Origin of the sequence: Desulfogranum japonicum DSM 18378 (assembly GCF_000429945.1) — a bacterium.
Taxonomy (GTDB): Bacteria; Desulfobacterota; Desulfobulbia; order Desulfobulbales; family Desulfobulbaceae; genus Desulfogranum; species Desulfogranum japonicum.
On the sequence record NZ_AUCV01000008.1, the window covers coordinates 151,788 to 168,338 of the forward strand.

Here is a 16,551-nt window from a genome sequence, read left to right on the forward strand (position 1 = left end):
TATTTTGAGTCTGGTCTGCGCGGGTTATTACACAGGCAGCATTGACCTGGATGAAACCAATGGTTAACGTCATCCTCCATTGGACTTCAATTTTCTTTTATATATTACTCTAGAGATTCATGAAAAAAATTCGATCTACAACAATACTGGCTTTGCGCCATAAGGGTGAAGTAGTGGTTGCAGGTGACGGCCAGGTCAGTTTGGGGCCAACGGTGATCAAGCATCAGGCACGTAAGGTGAGAAGACTGTACCACGATAAGGTTATTACCGGTTTTGCCGGCTCAACAGCTGACGCTTTCACTCTCTATGATAGATTAGAGGGCAAACTGGAGCAGTTTAATGGCAATCTTATGCGTGCTGCGGTGGAACTGGCCAAGGACTGGCGCACAGATAAAATGCTGCGAAGGCTCGAGGCCATGCTCATAGCAGTTGACAGTAAGTATTCGTTATTATTGTCAGGTACTGGTGATGTCATTGAATCGGATAACGGTATATTGGCCATCGGTTCAGGTGGACCTTATGCCCAGGCAGCAGCCACCGCCCTGGTAGAAAACTGTGATCTCAGCGGGTCGGAAATCGCTCGAAAATCACTGGAAATCGCGGGATCTATCTGTGTCTACACAAACTCAAATATCATTGTCGAAACCACCAACGATGAACGTAATTAATTCACTGACCCCAAGGGAAACCGTTGCCGAACTTGACCGCTATATTATTGGCCAGGCTGAAGCCAAACGTTCAGTAGCCATCGCCTTACGAAACAGATGGAGGCGTCAACAGGTTGAGCCAGGTTTACGGGAGGAAATTGCTCCTAAAAATATCATTATGATCGGTCCTACTGGTGTAGGAAAGACTGAAATTGCCCGGCGTCTTGCTCATCTGGCACAAAGCCCTTTTATCAAAGTAGAAGCCTCAAAATTCACAGAGGTTGGATATGTTGGCCGTGATGTAGAATCTATGGTTCGAGATCTGACCCAGCTTGCTGTAAATATGGTGACAAAAGAGGCTGAAGAGGGGGTACAGGATCAGGCTACCAAACGAGCAGAAGAACGCTTGCTGGATTTATTGCTCCCACATACTCCCTCTGTTAGACCTTCTCATATGCGAACAGAAGGTCACCAGCCTGATGTTATAGCCTTGGGATATGGTTCAGGGGCTGAGGGATCGTCTGGTGAAGAACAACGGCAAAACCACGAATCGACACGAGAGCGTTTCCGAGAAATGCTGCACAAAGGAATGCTCGACGAACGAGAAGTGGAACTTGAAATTGTGGCTCCCTCCGGTACTCCCATGGTGGAAGTTTTTTCCGCTTCCGGTGTCGAAGATATGCAGAATTCTCTGCAGGATGCTTTCTCACGTTTTTTTCCGAAAAAGAAACAAACCAAAAAAATGAAAGTTCATCAGGCATTTGAAGCGTTAAAGAAAGAAGAAGCCGAAAGTCTGGTGGATAATGAAAGTGTGGTAGAAAAGGCCATTCGACGTACGGAACAGTCGGGCATCATCTTTCTTGATGAGATTGATAAAATCGCGTCCCGGGGAGGTGGTAACTCCGGAACTCCTGAAGTCTCCAGGGAAGGTGTGCAACGTGATTTATTGCCGATTGTGGAAGGGGCAACCGTGACTACCAAATATGGGCCCGTAAAAACAGATCATATTTTATTTATTGCCAGTGGAGCTTTCCACCTGTGTAAACCATCTGATCTTGTCCCTGAGTTGCAGGGCCGTTTCCCCATCAGGGTAAATTTAAATGCCCTTGGAGAAGAAGAATTTTTCCGTATTCTGACCGAACCTCAAAATGCTCTGATCAGGCAGTATAAGGCGTTGCTGGCAACAGAGGATATAGATCTCCAGTTCACCGAAGACGCAATTCGTGAGATGGCCAGGCTTGCAGCACATGTAAATCAGAAGACAGAAGATATAGGTGCCCGTCGACTGCACACTATATTGGAAAGAGTTTTAGACGAACTCTCTTTTAATGCCACTGATCAAGAAGAACTGACATTTACAGTGACTGCAGAGTATGTCCGAAAACAACTTGCTGATATCTCCGATAATGAAGATCTGAGCCGTTATATTTTATAATATGTGTCGGAATATGTCACATAAAGAAGGAGAAGATAGGCTGTGAGCACCAGGTATGATCCTGACCTCAAGTATTGCCCGCAATGTGGTGAAGAGTACCAGAAACATGCCAGTCGTTGCGTCGACTGTTCAGTGCTGCTTCTTTCTGGTACCCGGATGGTAAAACGGCAGAGGCTGAAAGAACAGCATGAGATGGGGCGGATGCAACCTATTGAAAAAGGTGAACCGCTGCTGCCTGTGCAGCATGGAAATATATTGCATATAAAACAGTTACAAGCTGAACTGAGACGTGTTCACCTTGTAAGCATGGTAAGCAATAATGAAGAACAAACATGTGGTAAGAGCTGTTGCCAGCCCGAGGTAACTCTTTATGTTCGTGAGGCAGATTATGCTGATGTCACGGCCTTCTTGCAACGACAACATGCAGTAGCAACGGGCTTGGCCGACCACGATACACGTTATATTGAATCTGTTTTTGATCAAGACATGGCAGAGGTAATCTGTCCTGCCTGCGGTCATGCTTTCGAACCGACAAGTACAACCTGTCCGGATTGCGGACTATGCCTTGCCTGATTTTTCCTGAGTAGTAAATGAGGTTGAGTTCTTAGTGAATAGTCAGCCTTGAAAGGAAATTTTGGAATACAGGTGAAAGTTTTTCACCTGTATTCTATATGTGGGTCCTAATCTGTGAGAAGGGATTCGTACTGTTTGAGTTGGCGGCTTTACTTTATAGTAATAAATAGTCGTTGCTAATTGGCGGCTTTCTGCTGTTTGAACTTGCCATTTCCCTTACGCCGTCCACTTTCTACGGGACGCATTTGCAGTTGCAGGGCATTGTTACCGCAAAGCTGCCCAATCTCCTTAAAAAACTGCGGGCAGGGTCGAATGGTGAGATCTTTTAGGATGTCTATATCCACCTCACCCCTGCCATCAAAGTGAAGAGTAAGATGTAAAGGTGTGGAACCGTGGTACTGGTAAAGGAGTTCCTTAACCTGTACCATATGCTGCCTTGATGTCGCATTTGCCTGTAATGTAATCTGGGCCTTTTCAGTATAGCGCTCTATGGCTGCATCTAATTCATGAATTTCCTGCGCAATAATTTTAGCCCCCCGCTCACCCACCTGTACGTCGCCAAGTACGATGAGCGGCTTTTCGCTACGCAGGAGTTCAGAACATTCTGCGAATGTTGATGGAAAAACAATAACCTCCATCTTTCCTGTCATGTCTTCCACAGAGATAAATGCCATCCGGTCACCTTTTTTGGAGCGGTGTTCCTTGTAGCTATTTACGAGACCGCCAATGCGAATTGGCTGTCCGTCGTGCCAGTTTTCAGATTGATCAATTGCAGAGTCAGCAACAAGCATCAGATCCTTATTCACTCCTTCAAGTGGATGCCCGGTGAGAAAAAAACCTATGGTTTCCTTCTCACTTGCCAACCGATCAAGGTCCGGCCATTCCTCGATGTCAGGAAGTTGAATTTCTTCAGGCTGCGCTGGATCGCTAGTAGCCGCACTGCCCAGTGAAAACAGGCTCATCTGACCGCTGAGCCGATCCCTCTGTACGGCCTTTGCCTGCTCCAACGCCTGATCAAGCACGGCCATGAATTGTGCCCGCTTCCCCCCCATGGAATCAAAAGCTCCGGCTTTTATCAGACTTTCAATCACCTTGCGATTGACCTTTGCCGTGTCAATTCGATTGCAAAAATCGGTGAATGAATGAAATTGTCCGTTCTGTTCGCGTTCTGCCAGGATGAAATCCAGGGCAGCCCCCCCAACGTTTTTTACTGCGGCAAGTCCAAATCGAATGCGATCGTTAATTACCGTAAAATCATTGTATGATTCATTAATATCAGGAGGAAGCACGTCAATTTGTTGAAGCCTGCATTCGTTAATGTATTTGACGACCTTATCTGTATTGTCTACATCACAACTGAGAAGAGCTGCAAAAAATTGGGATGGATAATGTGCCTTGAGATAGGCTGTCTGATATGCTACCAGTGCATATGCTGCGGAGTGTGATTTATTGAAACCATAGCCTGCAAATTTTGCCATGAGATCAAAAATGTACTTTGCTTTATCCTCTGGTACATTGAGTTCTTTAGCTCCTGCCATGAATTTTTCACGTTCTTCCTCCATGACCTCTGGAATTTTTTTCCCCATGGCCCTACGAAGAATATCGGCATCACCCAGGCTATATCCTGCCAGGATATTGGAAATTTTCATTACCTGTTCCTGGTATACGATAACCCCATAGGTCTCTTCAAGTACAGGCTTGATTTGTGGAAGAGGATAGTCTGGTGGTCTGCGTCCGTGTTTTGTTTCAACAAAGGTGTCAACCATCCCGGAATCCAATGGGCCTGGACGGTAAAGTGCAACCAGTGCGATAAGATCCGTGAATTGCTCAGGATGCATTTTGACCAGGAGCTCTCGCATACCGTCGCTTTCCAATTGAAAGACTCCAAGACTGTCACCTCTGCAGAGAAGATCGTAGCTTTTGGGGTCATCCATGGGGATTTTACTCAGGTCAACGGAGGTTCCTACATCAAATTTGATCAGTTTCAGAGCTCGATCAATGACTGTCAGGGTTTTTAATCCGAGAAAATCGAACTTTATCAGTCCGGTTTTCTCTGTGTATTTCATGTCATATTGAGTCAGGATTTCCTTGTTCGGGCCAATACATACCGGGAGGTAATCCACCAGCGGGGTAGGGGAGATAACCACCCCGGCGGCATGGGTCGATTTATGCCTGGAAAGTCCTTCCAACGATTTAGCTACGGTAAGCAGGTTGCGGATTTCCTTATCCTGCATAGCATCCCGTAGCCTGGGTTCCTTATCAATAGCTTTTTTCAGTGTGATTTTAAGCTCTTCTGGTACCAATTTGGCAACCTTGTCAACCACTGGCAAGGGCACTTCCAGAACTCTTCCCACATCACGGAGAACGGCCCTGGCTTTCATGGAGCCATAGGCAACGATTTGGGCAACGTAATCGTCACCACCGTATTTATTGCGCACGTAATCTATAACTTCGTCCCTTCGGTCTTTGCAGAAATCCACATCAAAGTCAGGCATGGACATGCGCTCGACATTGAGAAAACGCTCAAAAATCAAACCATATGGGATGGGGTCTATATCCGTTATTTTGAGACAGAATGCGGCCAGGCTGCCTGCACCGGAGCCACGTCCAGGACCTACGGGAATATCCTGTTCTTTTGCCCATGTTATAAAATCTGCTACTATGAGAAAGTATCCGGAAAAACCCATTTGCTTGATAACACCGATTTCCATGGTTAATCGGTCTACATATGCCTGCTCCAGTTCTTTGTCGACTTCCTGCATTTCACGGAGATGATTTAACCTGGCTTTCAGGCCATCCCAACAGCCCTGTTCAAAAAGTGTCTCTAGAGTTTGCCCTTCTGGAACTGGAAAAATAGGAAAATAATGTTTTCCAAATTCCAGTTGTAGATCACATCGTTCGGCGACTTCCAGTGTATTGGCGATAGCCTGTGGACAGTAGCTGAACTGCCTGGCCATTTCTTCGGCTGATTTGAAATACAATTCCTGGGTTGGAAAGCGAAACCTGTCGGGATCGGTAATTGTTTTGCCTGTTTGGATGGAAAGAAGCACCTCGTGCGCATAGGCTTCTTCGGCTGTCAAATAGTGGCAGTCGTTAGTTGCAACAAGTTTGATGTCCAGTTCTTCGGCAAGTTGCATTAAGCCTTTGTTGGCTATGGTTTGTTCTGGAATCGAGTTTTCCTGTAGTTCAAGATAAAAACGGTCACCAAATACTTCTTTGTATTGCAGGGCTTTTGCCTTGGCTTCTTCCGGGTTGTTGTGAGTGATTCGGTAAGGTATTTCACCATGCAGGCATGCAGTAAGGACAATAAGGCCTTCATGGTGCTGAAACAGGGTCGGGGTATCAATCCTTGGTTTGTAGTAGAACCCCCTGGTCTGAGCCAGTGAGGCGAGTTTCATAAGGTTTCGATATCCTGTTTCATTCATGGCCAGGGCAACAAGATGAAAATTGTGGCCAGCGGATCGATCATGGAGAAGCATATCTTTTTCAGAGATATAAAACTCACAGCCAACCAAAGGGCGAAGTCCTTTTTTCTTAGCTTTTTCGTAAAATTGCAGACCGCCGTACATCGCTCCATGGTCAGTCAGCGCCACAGCCTCCATGTTAAATTCTTTGGCTTTGGCAATAAGGTCTTCCAGGCGTATCGCGCCGTCAAGCATTGAAAATTGGCTGTGAACATGCAAATGTACAAATGGTGCACTCATAATTGTATATTATTAAAAAATTCGTATTAAAGGTTTGTAAGAGGTGAAATACTGTCTGCTGAACCTGGGAAAGTAGCCGTTTCGTTTGGTAAAAGATTCTGAAAAAATCTAAGTACTACAATAAAAGTATTAATGAGGGAATCCGATTATGGCGTCAAGAAGGGCTCCGTCAAAGCTTGTCTTATCTATTTGTGCGCCAGTTACATTTGCCCTTATAAGGTTTGCTCCCTGGAGATTTGCTCCTCGAAGATCGGCATCCTGAAGGTTTGCACCAGGAAGGTTGGCTACCCTTAAATCAGCATTGCGCAAATCTGCCCCCTGAAGGTTTGCCCTGCGAAGGTTGGAGTGGGAGAGGTCGGCAGCATAGAGTTGCGCACCTTTGAGGTTTGCTTCAATTAAATCAGCCCGTGAGAGATTTGCGCCTTCCAGGTTACAACCGGGACAATTTTTAGCAATCCATTTCACTGTGTTGTGGATATCTTGTTTATTATCTGTATGGTGCTGTTCAGCTTTTTTGGAGGCTTGCTCATCCAACCCTGGCGCTGCTGTTTCCTCCTGTGTGGTCGTTTCCCTGGTTGCCTGTAATGCATTGCGATAGCTTCTTTTTCCCGCTTTTTCGGTTCGGTGGAGTCTCTGGCTGTCTCCTGAAAATGCCTTGGCAGTATAGACAAGTACAGCAGAAGCATTGGCGAGGTGATAGGTATTTTCAGCACGGTAGAGGGTGTAACAGCGAAGGTCACCATGCCACCATTTTCGCATGCGAAAACAAAGCTCTCCATCAACACTAACATCCCATTTTCCTGTATCTTGGTTTGCCTGTATGTCTTTGGCCGCTATATGTCCGGACTCCTGAAAGTAGAGAGATATATCTTCCCCTGCGTTTCGTATAGATAGGGTGTTGCCGTTTATGAGGGAGTAAAGTTCCTGTGCATTGAGAAGCTGTGCGTTTTCCCGTTCCAGGAGGGTGTTCACGGTGACAGGAGCGCAACCTGTCAGAAAGAGGATCAAGCTGAAACAAACAAGTGTTCTCATCATAACCTGTAGGAGTTTAGGTGTTATTCTTGGCAGCTGAATAAAGTGTCTGCAACTACAATAGCGCAGGAAATGAGAAAAAAAGAAATATTTCACACTCAATGTTCGCATGACATAGACTACTGAAATCGCGAAATATGACGTTAATTCGATATGAGGTCACAGGGTAAAAAACGCCTTCAATGCCAGTAATGATAAATGTACTGTCCCGATAGATAATCTTTTGAATGCGGATAAAGGCTGTTTTGTACAGGCATTGAAATGCTCCTATCCATCGATCTGCTGCCGTGCGTTGTGTGTAAGCAATGAAAGGCTGGAGTCAGGATGCAGGGAGCATGAATGATTGCATCAGTGAAACAACTCTTTCTGAAACAACCTGATTGCAATTAAGCATATAATATGCCACGTCCTCATCGGTTTGGCTATGATCTTTTGACAGAAAAAGGATCATCCTTTGAGATCAATGAATTGGCCTGTGTCTTTATCCCGTATGTTGAATCGTTCTCTGATCTTGGCCAGTGGTACAAGGTCGTCCTTTCTTTCAGATGGGGTGAGAAAAGAAAGTAATTTAGTCCTTAATATGGTTGGATTGAGTTCGCTTTCAATGGCAATGATACCCTCAAGGATAATTTTTTGAAGAAGAAGCTCATGGTTAGTTCGTTCCCGTAAATTGGAGGCAAAGGGAATAAAAAAGAAATTAGCTAGTACCAGTCCATAGAGGGTTGAGGTAAGAGCAACAGGTACAGTGCGTAAGATAACTGAAGTATCGCCGATGCCAGCCAGCATCGAGATTAATCCGACCACTGAACCGATGATGCCGAAAGCCGGTAAAAAATCGCCTATTGTTCGAAGAACCCGTTCACTGTCTTCCCTGCGCATTTTAAAAAAATACATCTCAGTGTTGAGAATATCCCGAATCTGGTAAGGTTCATAATTATCAACCAGGCACCCAAGTCCCCTGCGGAGAAAAAGAATAGATGTTTCATTTTCATCTTCCTGCAGGGATAGAATGCCCTCTATACGGGATTTGATAGCTAAATTTATTAGAATATGAACTATTTCTGTTTCAGAGACTCTACGTTGTGCGTAGGAAGAACGTACAACGTGAAAAACAATTTTCAGGCGTTGCAAGCGGAAACTGATCAATGCTGCAGACAGACTGCCACCGATTACAATTAATAGTCCTGTAAGGTTAAAGTAGAGACTGAGGTTGCCTTTGAGAACAAACCCAGTGATAAAAATCGACATACAAAGGATAAGCCCTATTAAGTTTCGTCGTATCATTAGTGTATTAAGGCGCAGAGAGTTTGGGTTGATCAGAGTGTATCACTGGTGGAGTTTCTTTTGAAAGAATAATTTCCACCCGCCTGTTGGCTCTTCTGTTTTCTTCGGTTGTATTGGGTTTGACAGGCCTGAAATAGCTGAAGCCCGATACTACAATTTGTGAACCGGAAATACCCATCTCCTCGATAAGAAATCTCGCAACTTTACTGGCTCTGGCAACTGAAAGCTCCCAATTGGTTGGGTATAGAGACGAGTGCATGGGAACTGAATCCGTGTGGCCTACTACATTGATCATATATGGTGTCTGGGCAATGATGGGCGAGAGTTTACCCAGCGATATTTGGGCAGATTGGGTAAGATCGGCTTCTCCGGTTGCAAAAAGAAGGTCTCCTGTAAGGATGATTCGCATTGCTTTATCCGGTATTAGCTCAACAGAGGCAAATCTTTCCAGTTTTTCTTCAGCAACTGTTAATTGTGATAAATCATAGATTTCTGAAATTATTTCTTTATGTTCCCGCTGTCCTTGTTGCAAGGATTTCGCTGTAGGGGTGGCTTTATCATCTGTTATTTTTTTCTCAGGCTCTTGCGATATCTCGGGAGATCCAGGCGTTTTTTGAGCTATGGTCAGATCTCCAATATTCATGGACGGAGAGATGGGCTTCGGTTGAGGAGTGAGAGGAGGGATAGGGCGATCCTGTACAGGTTCTTCAATAATGTCTGTAATTTCTTCAGGTGTTTCGGGTTTTGCTGATTCCAGTGTTTTAAGTTTGTCAGCCTTATGTTCAGACAATTGAGGAGATATTGGATGAAACGGAACAGTAAAAGGATCTGTTTTTGGGGGAACGGAAATGACGGAACCGGACACAACTTCTGGTTTGTCCTGGGAGAGGAACTCTCGATGCGCTAATTGATAGATGAACAAAGTCAGGAAAAGAATAAACATCGTCATCATCAGATCTGACCATGCAATGGACCAATGAACAGAGCGGGGAGTGCGGGAACGGTAAAAAGAATCTTCAATCACAAATACAGGTTGAGAAATGGTAGCATGGTAGTCAGCTGGCGGTCGGCTGACAACTTCCTGTATAAGCGGTTCTTCGTCAGATATACCCTTGCTCTGATCTATTGGTATCGCTTCAGTATCTTTCCTGTTATTATCTTCCATACCATATTATCGGTATTATCGTACTGAAAGAAAAGTACTTTTTTCTTCCTTTATAAAGAAGCAAGAGGAGTAGCATGGATCAAACAGACAGGTGTCGCGGCAGGTACGGAGTTTTCCTTTGCTGTGATGCCAAAAGGTATTACGGAGAGTAGGTTTTTGAGGTCAGGGAGCAAAAATGGTGCGCGCAAGATAGGATAGACTATGCAAGACATCTTCCACTGAGCGCTGCTCCAAAGTAATAATTGGGAGTTCTTCTTTGTTTTGTAATTCAGAAAAAAAATTGTCAAAATGAAATATTCCCTGACCAAGAGCAAGATGCTGGTCTGTGCTGCCGTTGTTGTCATGGAGATGCAATTGGCCAAGATGCGGCAAAAATGCAGAGTACCAATTTTCCCAGGATGTAGTGGAAAAGGCCAGGATATGACCAGTATCGAGACAACATTTAGGATTCAGGGGAGCAAGCCTTTCAAGCAAGGCCATATGAATAGAAGGTGCATGCTCGTAGGTGTTTTCAAACATCACTGGTACGTGATAACGCTGCGCTGATTCAAGGAGTGGTGTCCATGTTTCTGTACAGACATCAAGCCACCTGTTTAAATCCTGGGAATGTTTAAGGTTATTATAGCCAAGATGGCAGACAATGCTTTTCGGCTGGAACACGGGGAGTAAATTGAATACCAGGGTAAGCTTTTCGCGGGTCACTCGAATGATTTCACGGTCAAAGCCGCCAGGGGTGAGGTCATGAAAGGGGGCATGTAAGGTGCAATGAAGACCATGCCTGTTGAGAAGTTCTGCCAACTCAATAAATTCCTGCTGGGGAGTATCCCAGAGATCATTTCCCTCCAAGCCTATTTCCGGTTGGAGGCCATTGTCAATGAAAGTCGGCAGCAGGTCCGTACGGAGTCTGCTGAAGGGAGCATTTATAAAAATTTTGCCACTAAAACGTCGATAACTTCGAAATTCGTTATGGTACATGGCTCGGGTATATAGATGCTCCTCCGCACCACTCTGAGTAGTGCGGAGGAATTCGTTCAGCAAGTGACGCTGAAGAAAATTATTCAGATTTGTTGTTGTCCAGCGAACTGACCAACAGAGAACCGGCAAGGCCTAACAGCCCTATTTCTTTAATTTTCTTCATGGCTGGTTTGGTCATCTGGGCTAACATCCGTCTGCGTAAAGAAGCCTCTGGCATTTCTTGAGGGGCACTTTGCATTAACAGTTCCATATCAGCTTGCTTGCTACCGTAATACATACTGTTGGGGCCTATCTGCACCGCAGTTGAGGTGAGTCCTTTTGCCCCTTTTTTTACATATTGGGCAACATCAGAGTTGGGGTCGTCCAAGTCTCCGAATATACGTGCTCCGGCCAGACAGGTCTGCACACATGCAGGTTCAAGTCCTTCTGCCAATCGTTCAACGCAGTAAGTGCACTTATCTGCCTTGCCCATGCTTTCATCATCTGCAAGGTCTTCGTTGATATAGCGAGCACCATAGGGACAAGCGTCTCGGCAGGCACCGCATCCAATACAACGTTCTTTATCGATTTGAACGGTACCATTGAACGGATCTTTCCAGGTGGCTGCCACTTCCATTGTTATGGTCTTTCCGGTTTTAGCATCCTTGAAAGTCATGGAAACCGGATCAGCGGGACAAACATCCACACAGGATGGTTGATCGCAGTGGTTACATAGCCCCGGATAATACGTATAGGAGAGCCCCTGGGAGGTTTGCGCAGGGCCAAGTCTATAGACCCAGTTGCGGCCAAATTGAGCGGGAACTTCCCACTCTGCCTTACAGGCAATGGTGCAGGCATGGCAGCCGACACACTTATCGATATCTATTATCATGCCATAATGCATTTCATTTTCCTCCGGAAGATATCTACAGCTGTTGAGAGTAGATCTGTATCGTTTCTCAACTTACTTTCACAAGTTTGACAAAGTTATTACGCATGCCATGGCATCCTGTTTCTGGGTCTACAGCGAGCCTGGTAATCAGGCTCGTATCATCAACTCCTTTGTTGTGGCCAATGGTCAGTTCAGGATTACGGGAGCCAAAGCCATGATACATGTAAACAGCATCCTTGCGAATACCGGGAGTAACCTTGACAGTGGTGGTGGTTCGGGATTCCACACCATCCTGATTAATGAGTTTAACCGTATCTCCGTCCTGCAGGCCTAAAGCCTCTGCTACCTTGTCGTTCACCCAGACAGGGTTGGAGTCGTTGGCTGCCATGAGCCAGGCATTGTTTTGGGTTCGGTTGAACGTATGCAATGGTGAGCGGCCATACAGAAGGCGCATATACCCGGCGGGCGCTCTATCCACTGGTATGTATGTGGGGATAGGTGGATAATCTTCGTCTTCAAGATCTTCGTTATAAAAATGAATAGTCAGATCTTCGTCTACACCGTAGGGATCCACACCTGGCTGGAGGTGAATACCGCCCTCTTCACGAATTTTATCCAGGGATAGGCCTACACCGGAAAGGCGATAGTTAACCATTTCCACCTGGTCCTTAACAGGAATATGCTCGCCATACCCCATGCGTTTGGCAATTTCATTGGTAATCCAGATCCCATCTTTTCGTTCAAAACCAGGTTCAACCAGCGGCATACGTGGTGCAATGTATTGCTGATGCTCATCGGCAAAGTTCCATTGGGTACCGGTTTTGATATAGTCGTATCGTTCGAGATATGAACACTCCGGCAGGAGAATATCAGCAAACATGGTAATGTCTGTGGGCTGGATATCCGTGCACATGACAAAATCCATTTGCTGTAACATCTGGATTGTTTTTTCCTGGTTCGGGATTGTCTGAATTGGATTCTGCCCCCAAACTACGCATCCTTTAATGGGGTAGGGCTTGCCGGTGATGGCTGCGTCCCTGATCAGATCAGTGGGAGTGCCTGGAGGTGAAAATGTATAGGGATTGTCGGAGTATTCTGTTAAGCGGTCTGCTTCATGTTCTCCATGGGGCCAGGAAACTTTTTTCAGTCCTTTAGGTCCTTTAGGTGGAACAAAGCCACCTTTGACTCCAAACGCACCAAGCAGGCCGGTCAGGCAGGCGAGAGCACGCTGACGCTGGAAGTCATTTCCATACCACGATACATGACGGCCTGGATGGATAGCAACGTTGGGCGCATTCTCCGCAAGCATCTCTGCAACCTGTTTGATCTGGGCAACAGGAATATCACATTCTATGGCTGCTTTGGCCAGTGTCCATTCTTTGATACCTTCAGCAAACTCCTCAAAGCCTTCGCCATATTCATCGACAAAGTCTGCGTCATACAGTTCATTTTCAATGAGGTAATTCATGATGGCAAGAAGCATGGCCGTGTCTGTGCCAGGACGAATGGGCACCCAGACATCCGCCTTGGATGCAGAGGCTGAAAAGCGTGGGTCTACAACAATGAGTTTCGCCCCGTTTTCCAATCCTTTCAGGTATCGTTTGAGATGAGAGACATGCACGTTCTCACCAAAGTGGCCGCCAATGAGGAACAGCACCTTGGTATTGGGCATATCCACATTTTCTCCCGGCGGTTTTTCTATGGTTGCCACATACGCCATATCCCTGATACCGCGACATTGAAAAAAAGAAGCTTCCGAAACATTCGGAGTTCCTACGGTATGCTCAAAAAAATGAAAGGGATAACTTGCAGACGCACCATGGGGAAAAATTGCCAGGGCCTCAGGGCCATGCTCTTCAACAATGCCTTTAAGTTTTTCGGCGCAGGTATCCAGTGCTTCTTCCCATGTGATCCGCTGCCACTTGGGTTCTCCACGCTTGCCAACATTTTTCATCGGATATTTCAATCTGTCTGGGTCGTACAACATTTTAACACCTGCGTTACCGCGGGCACAGATGGAAACACCGTTATCGATTGATTTTGGGTTACCTTCGATTTTAACTAACCTGCCATCCCGTACTTTACCCACCAACTGACAGCGCCAGAAACACATTTCGCAGACACCGCCAACGACTGTCTGGGTATCTTTAAAACTTCCAGGGGGCACCAGTGGTGCTTTAACAACATCAGACTCTGCTTTTGCCACAACTTTTGATAATGGCACGGACGCAGCGGCAATGGAGGCGGTTTTAAGAAAACTCCGCCTGGACAGATGTATTGCCATTTACTGTTCCTCCTTGGTGAAAAAATCAATTAACTGTATCGACACGATGTAATAATCCTGTCGAGCTTCTCTCAATACTTGCTCCTTAAACCGTTTAAACCATGGACGAAAGAGTGTTTTTACAAACTGCTCTTCTTCGTCAAAACGTTTTTCTTTGACAATGGCTGCTAAAAATTCCAACTGATGTTGAATGTGATCAGGCGGTTCGCTGGAGTCAGCTATGTCAAATCCGCAGTTCCTGTAAAAGTCATGTATTTTTTCTGTCGTTTTGCCCTGTAATGTTCCATCGCCATCCATATACACAGATGCGTAGGGAGGGACTGTGGACTTTGGGATTGCGTTGATAAAAAGGCGGGTGTATTCAAGTTGCAATTCGTCCAGGCAGGATTCACTGGAAAAAATCAGAAGTTGAATCTGTTCGGCCTCTTCCTGCCATCCCAAGGATTTAAGAAGCAGGACATATGTCTCCAGAAACTGGCGGTCAAGAAATTCAGGGTTAGGGTAGCGCATAGTCAGTGATAAAAACGAGTAGACGTCACTGAGGGTATGTGCCTCTTCATCGAGATTCTCTGATGAGAGATCAGTATCATGTATAGCCATGATTCGGACCATTCTGCTGGTATTTAATGGGAAGTATTTTTCAGGAAATACGATCGTTATAGGAACTGCTGTGATGGTATCCTTCTGGACTGTATTCTAACGGCTGAAAAAAACTTATATCTGTCCCCCTAGTTTTTATAAAAAGTGCACACATCGTAGCATATAATATTCACTAAGACAACAGCGCTCTGCCGTATCCTCTTAAGGTTTCCATTATTTCTGCCGATAAACGAATAGGATCACTATGCGCTCATGGATGAGGGCAGTCCAGTTGACAGTAGTATGCAAAGGTAGGTAACCAGGGAGGGACCTATGAAAATTACTGATTCATCACTCTTTTTAACAAGCCATCATTACGAGAAGGAAACCTCGGTCCAGAATGAAACTCTTGAAATTTGGACTACAGGAGAACCTGAACAACCAAATACTGATATCCTTTCTTCCAAAATAGCAGATACCGTAGAACTCAGTTCTTCAGGGCGTACACAGCAGGCCGGCGCATTGACTGTTTCCGGTCTTGAGGAAATGGACCCCCTGGAAGATTTGAATATGCGTCTGCTCAAGGCTTTGCTCGAAAAAATTTTTGGAGCAAAATTCAGGCTCAGTTCACCTGCCGAAATTGTACAATCCATTCAGTCTGAATCGATACCTGATGCGAGCCCAGAGAAAGCAGTTTCTTCTGATCAGGAAAACAGTGGCTGGGGAATAATCTATAATTATTCGTTACAACACTCCGAAGTGGAATCAACCACATTCAATGCCAAGGGGCAGGTACGTACCGCAGATGGAAAACAGATAGATATTGATATCGGGTTGAATATGAGCAGGGAATTTTTTACATCGGAGCAGCTCTCTGTAAGAGCTGGTGATGCGCTGAAAGACCCACTTGTTATAGATTTTGCCGGTACTGGAGTTGAACTTACCAAACAGACATTTTCCTTTGATATCGATGCGGATGGGCAGCAAAACCAGATCGCATTTGTCAAGCCTGGTGCAGGATTTCTGGCATGGGACAAGAACAATGACGGCGTGATCAATGATGGCAAAGAGTTATTCGGGGCATTGAGTGGAGATGGTTTTGCAGATCTTTCTCTTTTTGATGATGATGAAAATGGCTGGATTGATGAGAATGATTCCCTTTATTCTCATCTTCGTATTTGGACAAAAGATGATCAGGGAAATGATTCGATTGTTGCTTTAGCCGAGAAGGGAATCGGGGCAATATATCTAGGGAATATTTCGACTGCATTTTCTCTCAAAGATTCAAATAATGACTTGCAGGGAGTAGTGCGCACCACCGGAATTTTTCTCAAGCAAGATGGGCAGGCAGGAACAATACAGCAGATCGATCTGGTTGCATAGGCCACTGGGGACGTTGATAGTAATTATATGTACGACAATGTGGGGCTTATGGTGTTGTAGTTGATATTTTCTGTTGACAAATATTTTTACCGTGTTAGATAAAGATCAATAAACATGAAATAAGGAAAAAGATAGCAGATTTTAGATAATTATCCTATTTAGTGCGTAAAAAAATCTTTGTGCTGTATATGATAAGAATTGTTAATGTTACAGGTAATGGTGGATCTGTAGCTATTTGCAATTTTAACTGTTGATTAAAAAGGGTTGTGGTGGACCCTTTTGTCATCTTGGCAGCTTATCTAAGATTTTTTATTGAATGTGTAGGTATGAATTGTTGTCTCGTAATCCTTTTTTTGTCTCTCTCTTTGTGTTCTTCTTTAATTTTTTGTAATGACTCCTCATTACGCCAGCTTTGAATTGATATTTGAGTACTATCGTGCATGATTTCGCTTTGCAAACTTTGAGATTTTACGCGAATCCTGTACCGCTCTTGCCTGTTTTTTTGTAAGGGGCGATGTGTTTACAGTTGTGCTTTGCCGAATATGTGCTGCTATTTTTATGGTTCTAGTTGTTTAACAGGTGAGTTGGGGTTTTCTTGCAGGCATTCTGGTAGAAAATC

General features: G+C 45.0%; 12 protein-coding genes. 4 read left to right on the forward strand and 8 right to left on the reverse strand.

Going from position 1 to position 16,551, the window contains the following annotated elements:
- The first annotated feature begins 119 nt into the window (after positions 1-119).
- The 3 genes from hslV to G493_RS0107325 are packed head-to-tail and all read left to right on the forward strand — an operon-like array spanning position 120 to position 2,655.
- Complete coding sequence (hslV, locus tag G493_RS0107315) at positions 120-668, forward strand: ATP-dependent protease subunit HslV (RefSeq protein ID WP_028579852.1); 549 nt, start codon at positions 120-122, stop codon at positions 666-668.
- Positions 655-2,082 carry an ATP-dependent protease ATPase subunit HslU gene (gene hslU, locus G493_RS0107320; RefSeq protein WP_028579853.1) on the forward strand — a complete coding sequence of 476 codons (1,428 nt, stop codon included), beginning with the start codon at positions 655-657 and terminating at the stop codon, positions 2,080-2,082. Before hslV ends, hslU begins: the two co-directional genes overlap by 14 nt.
- A gap of 42 nt (positions 2,083-2,124) precedes the next feature.
- Positions 2,125-2,655 (forward strand): zinc ribbon-containing (seleno)protein DG, encoded by a 531-nt coding sequence (locus G493_RS0107325; RefSeq protein WP_028579854.1) that lies wholly within the window; start codon positions 2,125-2,127, stop codon positions 2,653-2,655.
- 176 nt (positions 2,656-2,831) lie between these two features.
- Here G493_RS0107325 and dnaE read toward each other — a convergent pair whose 3' ends face one another.
- From dnaE to G493_RS31920, 8 genes are all read right to left on the reverse strand, one after another.
- Entirely contained in the window at positions 2,832-6,359 is a 3,528-nt protein-coding gene (gene dnaE, locus G493_RS0107330) for a DNA polymerase III subunit alpha (protein WP_028579855.1), read from the reverse strand.
- A 129-nt stretch (positions 6,360-6,488) separates the two neighbouring features.
- Positions 6,489-7,394, reverse strand: a complete 906-nt coding sequence (locus tag G493_RS32940) for a pentapeptide repeat-containing protein (protein WP_205623648.1) — start codon at positions 7,392-7,394, stop codon at positions 6,489-6,491.
- Between the two features lie 444 nt (positions 7,395-7,838).
- The gene (locus tag G493_RS0107345) at positions 7,839-8,639 is read right to left on the reverse strand and encodes a motility protein A (RefSeq protein WP_232363725.1); all 801 of its coding nucleotides are present in this window, start codon (positions 8,637-8,639) and stop codon (positions 7,839-7,841) included.
- A 43-nt stretch (positions 8,640-8,682) separates the two neighbouring features.
- On the reverse strand, positions 8,683-9,840 hold the full coding sequence (locus tag G493_RS31915) for an OmpA/MotB family protein (protein WP_051309102.1): 1,158 nt from the start codon (positions 9,838-9,840) through the stop codon (positions 8,683-8,685).
- A 162-nt stretch (positions 9,841-10,002) separates the two neighbouring features.
- Complete coding sequence (locus G493_RS0107355) at positions 10,003-10,815, reverse strand: sugar phosphate isomerase/epimerase family protein (protein ID WP_028579858.1); 813 nt, start codon at positions 10,813-10,815, stop codon at positions 10,003-10,005.
- Positions 10,816-10,894: 79 nt separating this feature from the next.
- Positions 10,895-11,698, reverse strand: coding sequence for a 4Fe-4S dicluster domain-containing protein (locus G493_RS0107360; RefSeq protein WP_028579859.1), 804 nt, complete (start codon positions 11,696-11,698; stop codon positions 10,895-10,897).
- A 55-nt stretch (positions 11,699-11,753) separates the two neighbouring features.
- On the reverse strand, positions 11,754-13,970 hold the full coding sequence (locus tag G493_RS0107365; RefSeq protein WP_028579860.1) for a molybdopterin-containing oxidoreductase family protein: 2,217 nt from the start codon (positions 13,968-13,970) through the stop codon (positions 11,754-11,756).
- Complete coding sequence (locus G493_RS31920) at positions 13,971-14,570, reverse strand: TorD/DmsD family molecular chaperone (RefSeq protein WP_051309103.1); 600 nt, start codon at positions 14,568-14,570, stop codon at positions 13,971-13,973.
- A gap of 312 nt (positions 14,571-14,882) precedes the next feature.
- On the opposite strand from G493_RS31920, the gene G493_RS0107375 reads away from it, so the two are divergent.
- Positions 14,883-15,932: a hypothetical protein gene (locus tag G493_RS0107375; RefSeq protein WP_028579861.1), complete on the forward strand. Its 1,050-nt coding sequence runs from the start codon at positions 14,883-14,885 to the stop codon at positions 15,930-15,932.
- Positions 15,933-16,551: the final 619 nt, after the last annotated feature.

Coding starts and splice junctions, on each gene's coding strand:
- G493_RS31920 (WP_051309103.1), bottom strand. CDS start 14,570: ATGGCTATACATGATACTGATCTCTCATCAGAGAATCTCGATGAAGAG.
- G493_RS0107355 (WP_028579858.1), bottom strand. CDS start 10,815: ATGTACCATAACGAATTTCGAAGTTATCGACGTTTTAGTGGCAAAATT.
- hslV (WP_028579852.1), top strand. CDS start 120: ATGAAAAAAATTCGATCTACAACAATACTGGCTTTGCGCCATAAGGGT.
- dnaE (WP_028579855.1), bottom strand. CDS start 6,359: ATGAGTGCACCATTTGTACATTTGCATGTTCACAGCCAATTTTCAATG.
- G493_RS0107365 (WP_028579860.1), bottom strand. CDS start 13,970: ATGGCAATACATCTGTCCAGGCGGAGTTTTCTTAAAACCGCCTCCATT.
- G493_RS0107360 (WP_028579859.1), bottom strand. CDS start 11,698: ATGCATTATGGCATGATAATAGATATCGATAAGTGTGTCGGCTGCCAT.
- G493_RS32940 (WP_205623648.1), bottom strand. CDS start 7,394: ATGATGAGAACACTTGTTTGTTTCAGCTTGATCCTCTTTCTGACAGGT.
- G493_RS0107375 (WP_028579861.1), top strand. CDS start 14,883: ATGAAAATTACTGATTCATCACTCTTTTTAACAAGCCATCATTACGAG.
- G493_RS31915 (WP_051309102.1), bottom strand. CDS start 9,840: ATGGAAGATAATAACAGGAAAGATACTGAAGCGATACCAATAGATCAG.
- G493_RS0107345 (WP_232363725.1), bottom strand. CDS start 8,639: ATGTCGATTTTTATCACTGGGTTTGTTCTCAAAGGCAACCTCAGTCTC.
- hslU (WP_028579853.1), top strand. CDS start 655: ATGAACGTAATTAATTCACTGACCCCAAGGGAAACCGTTGCCGAACTT.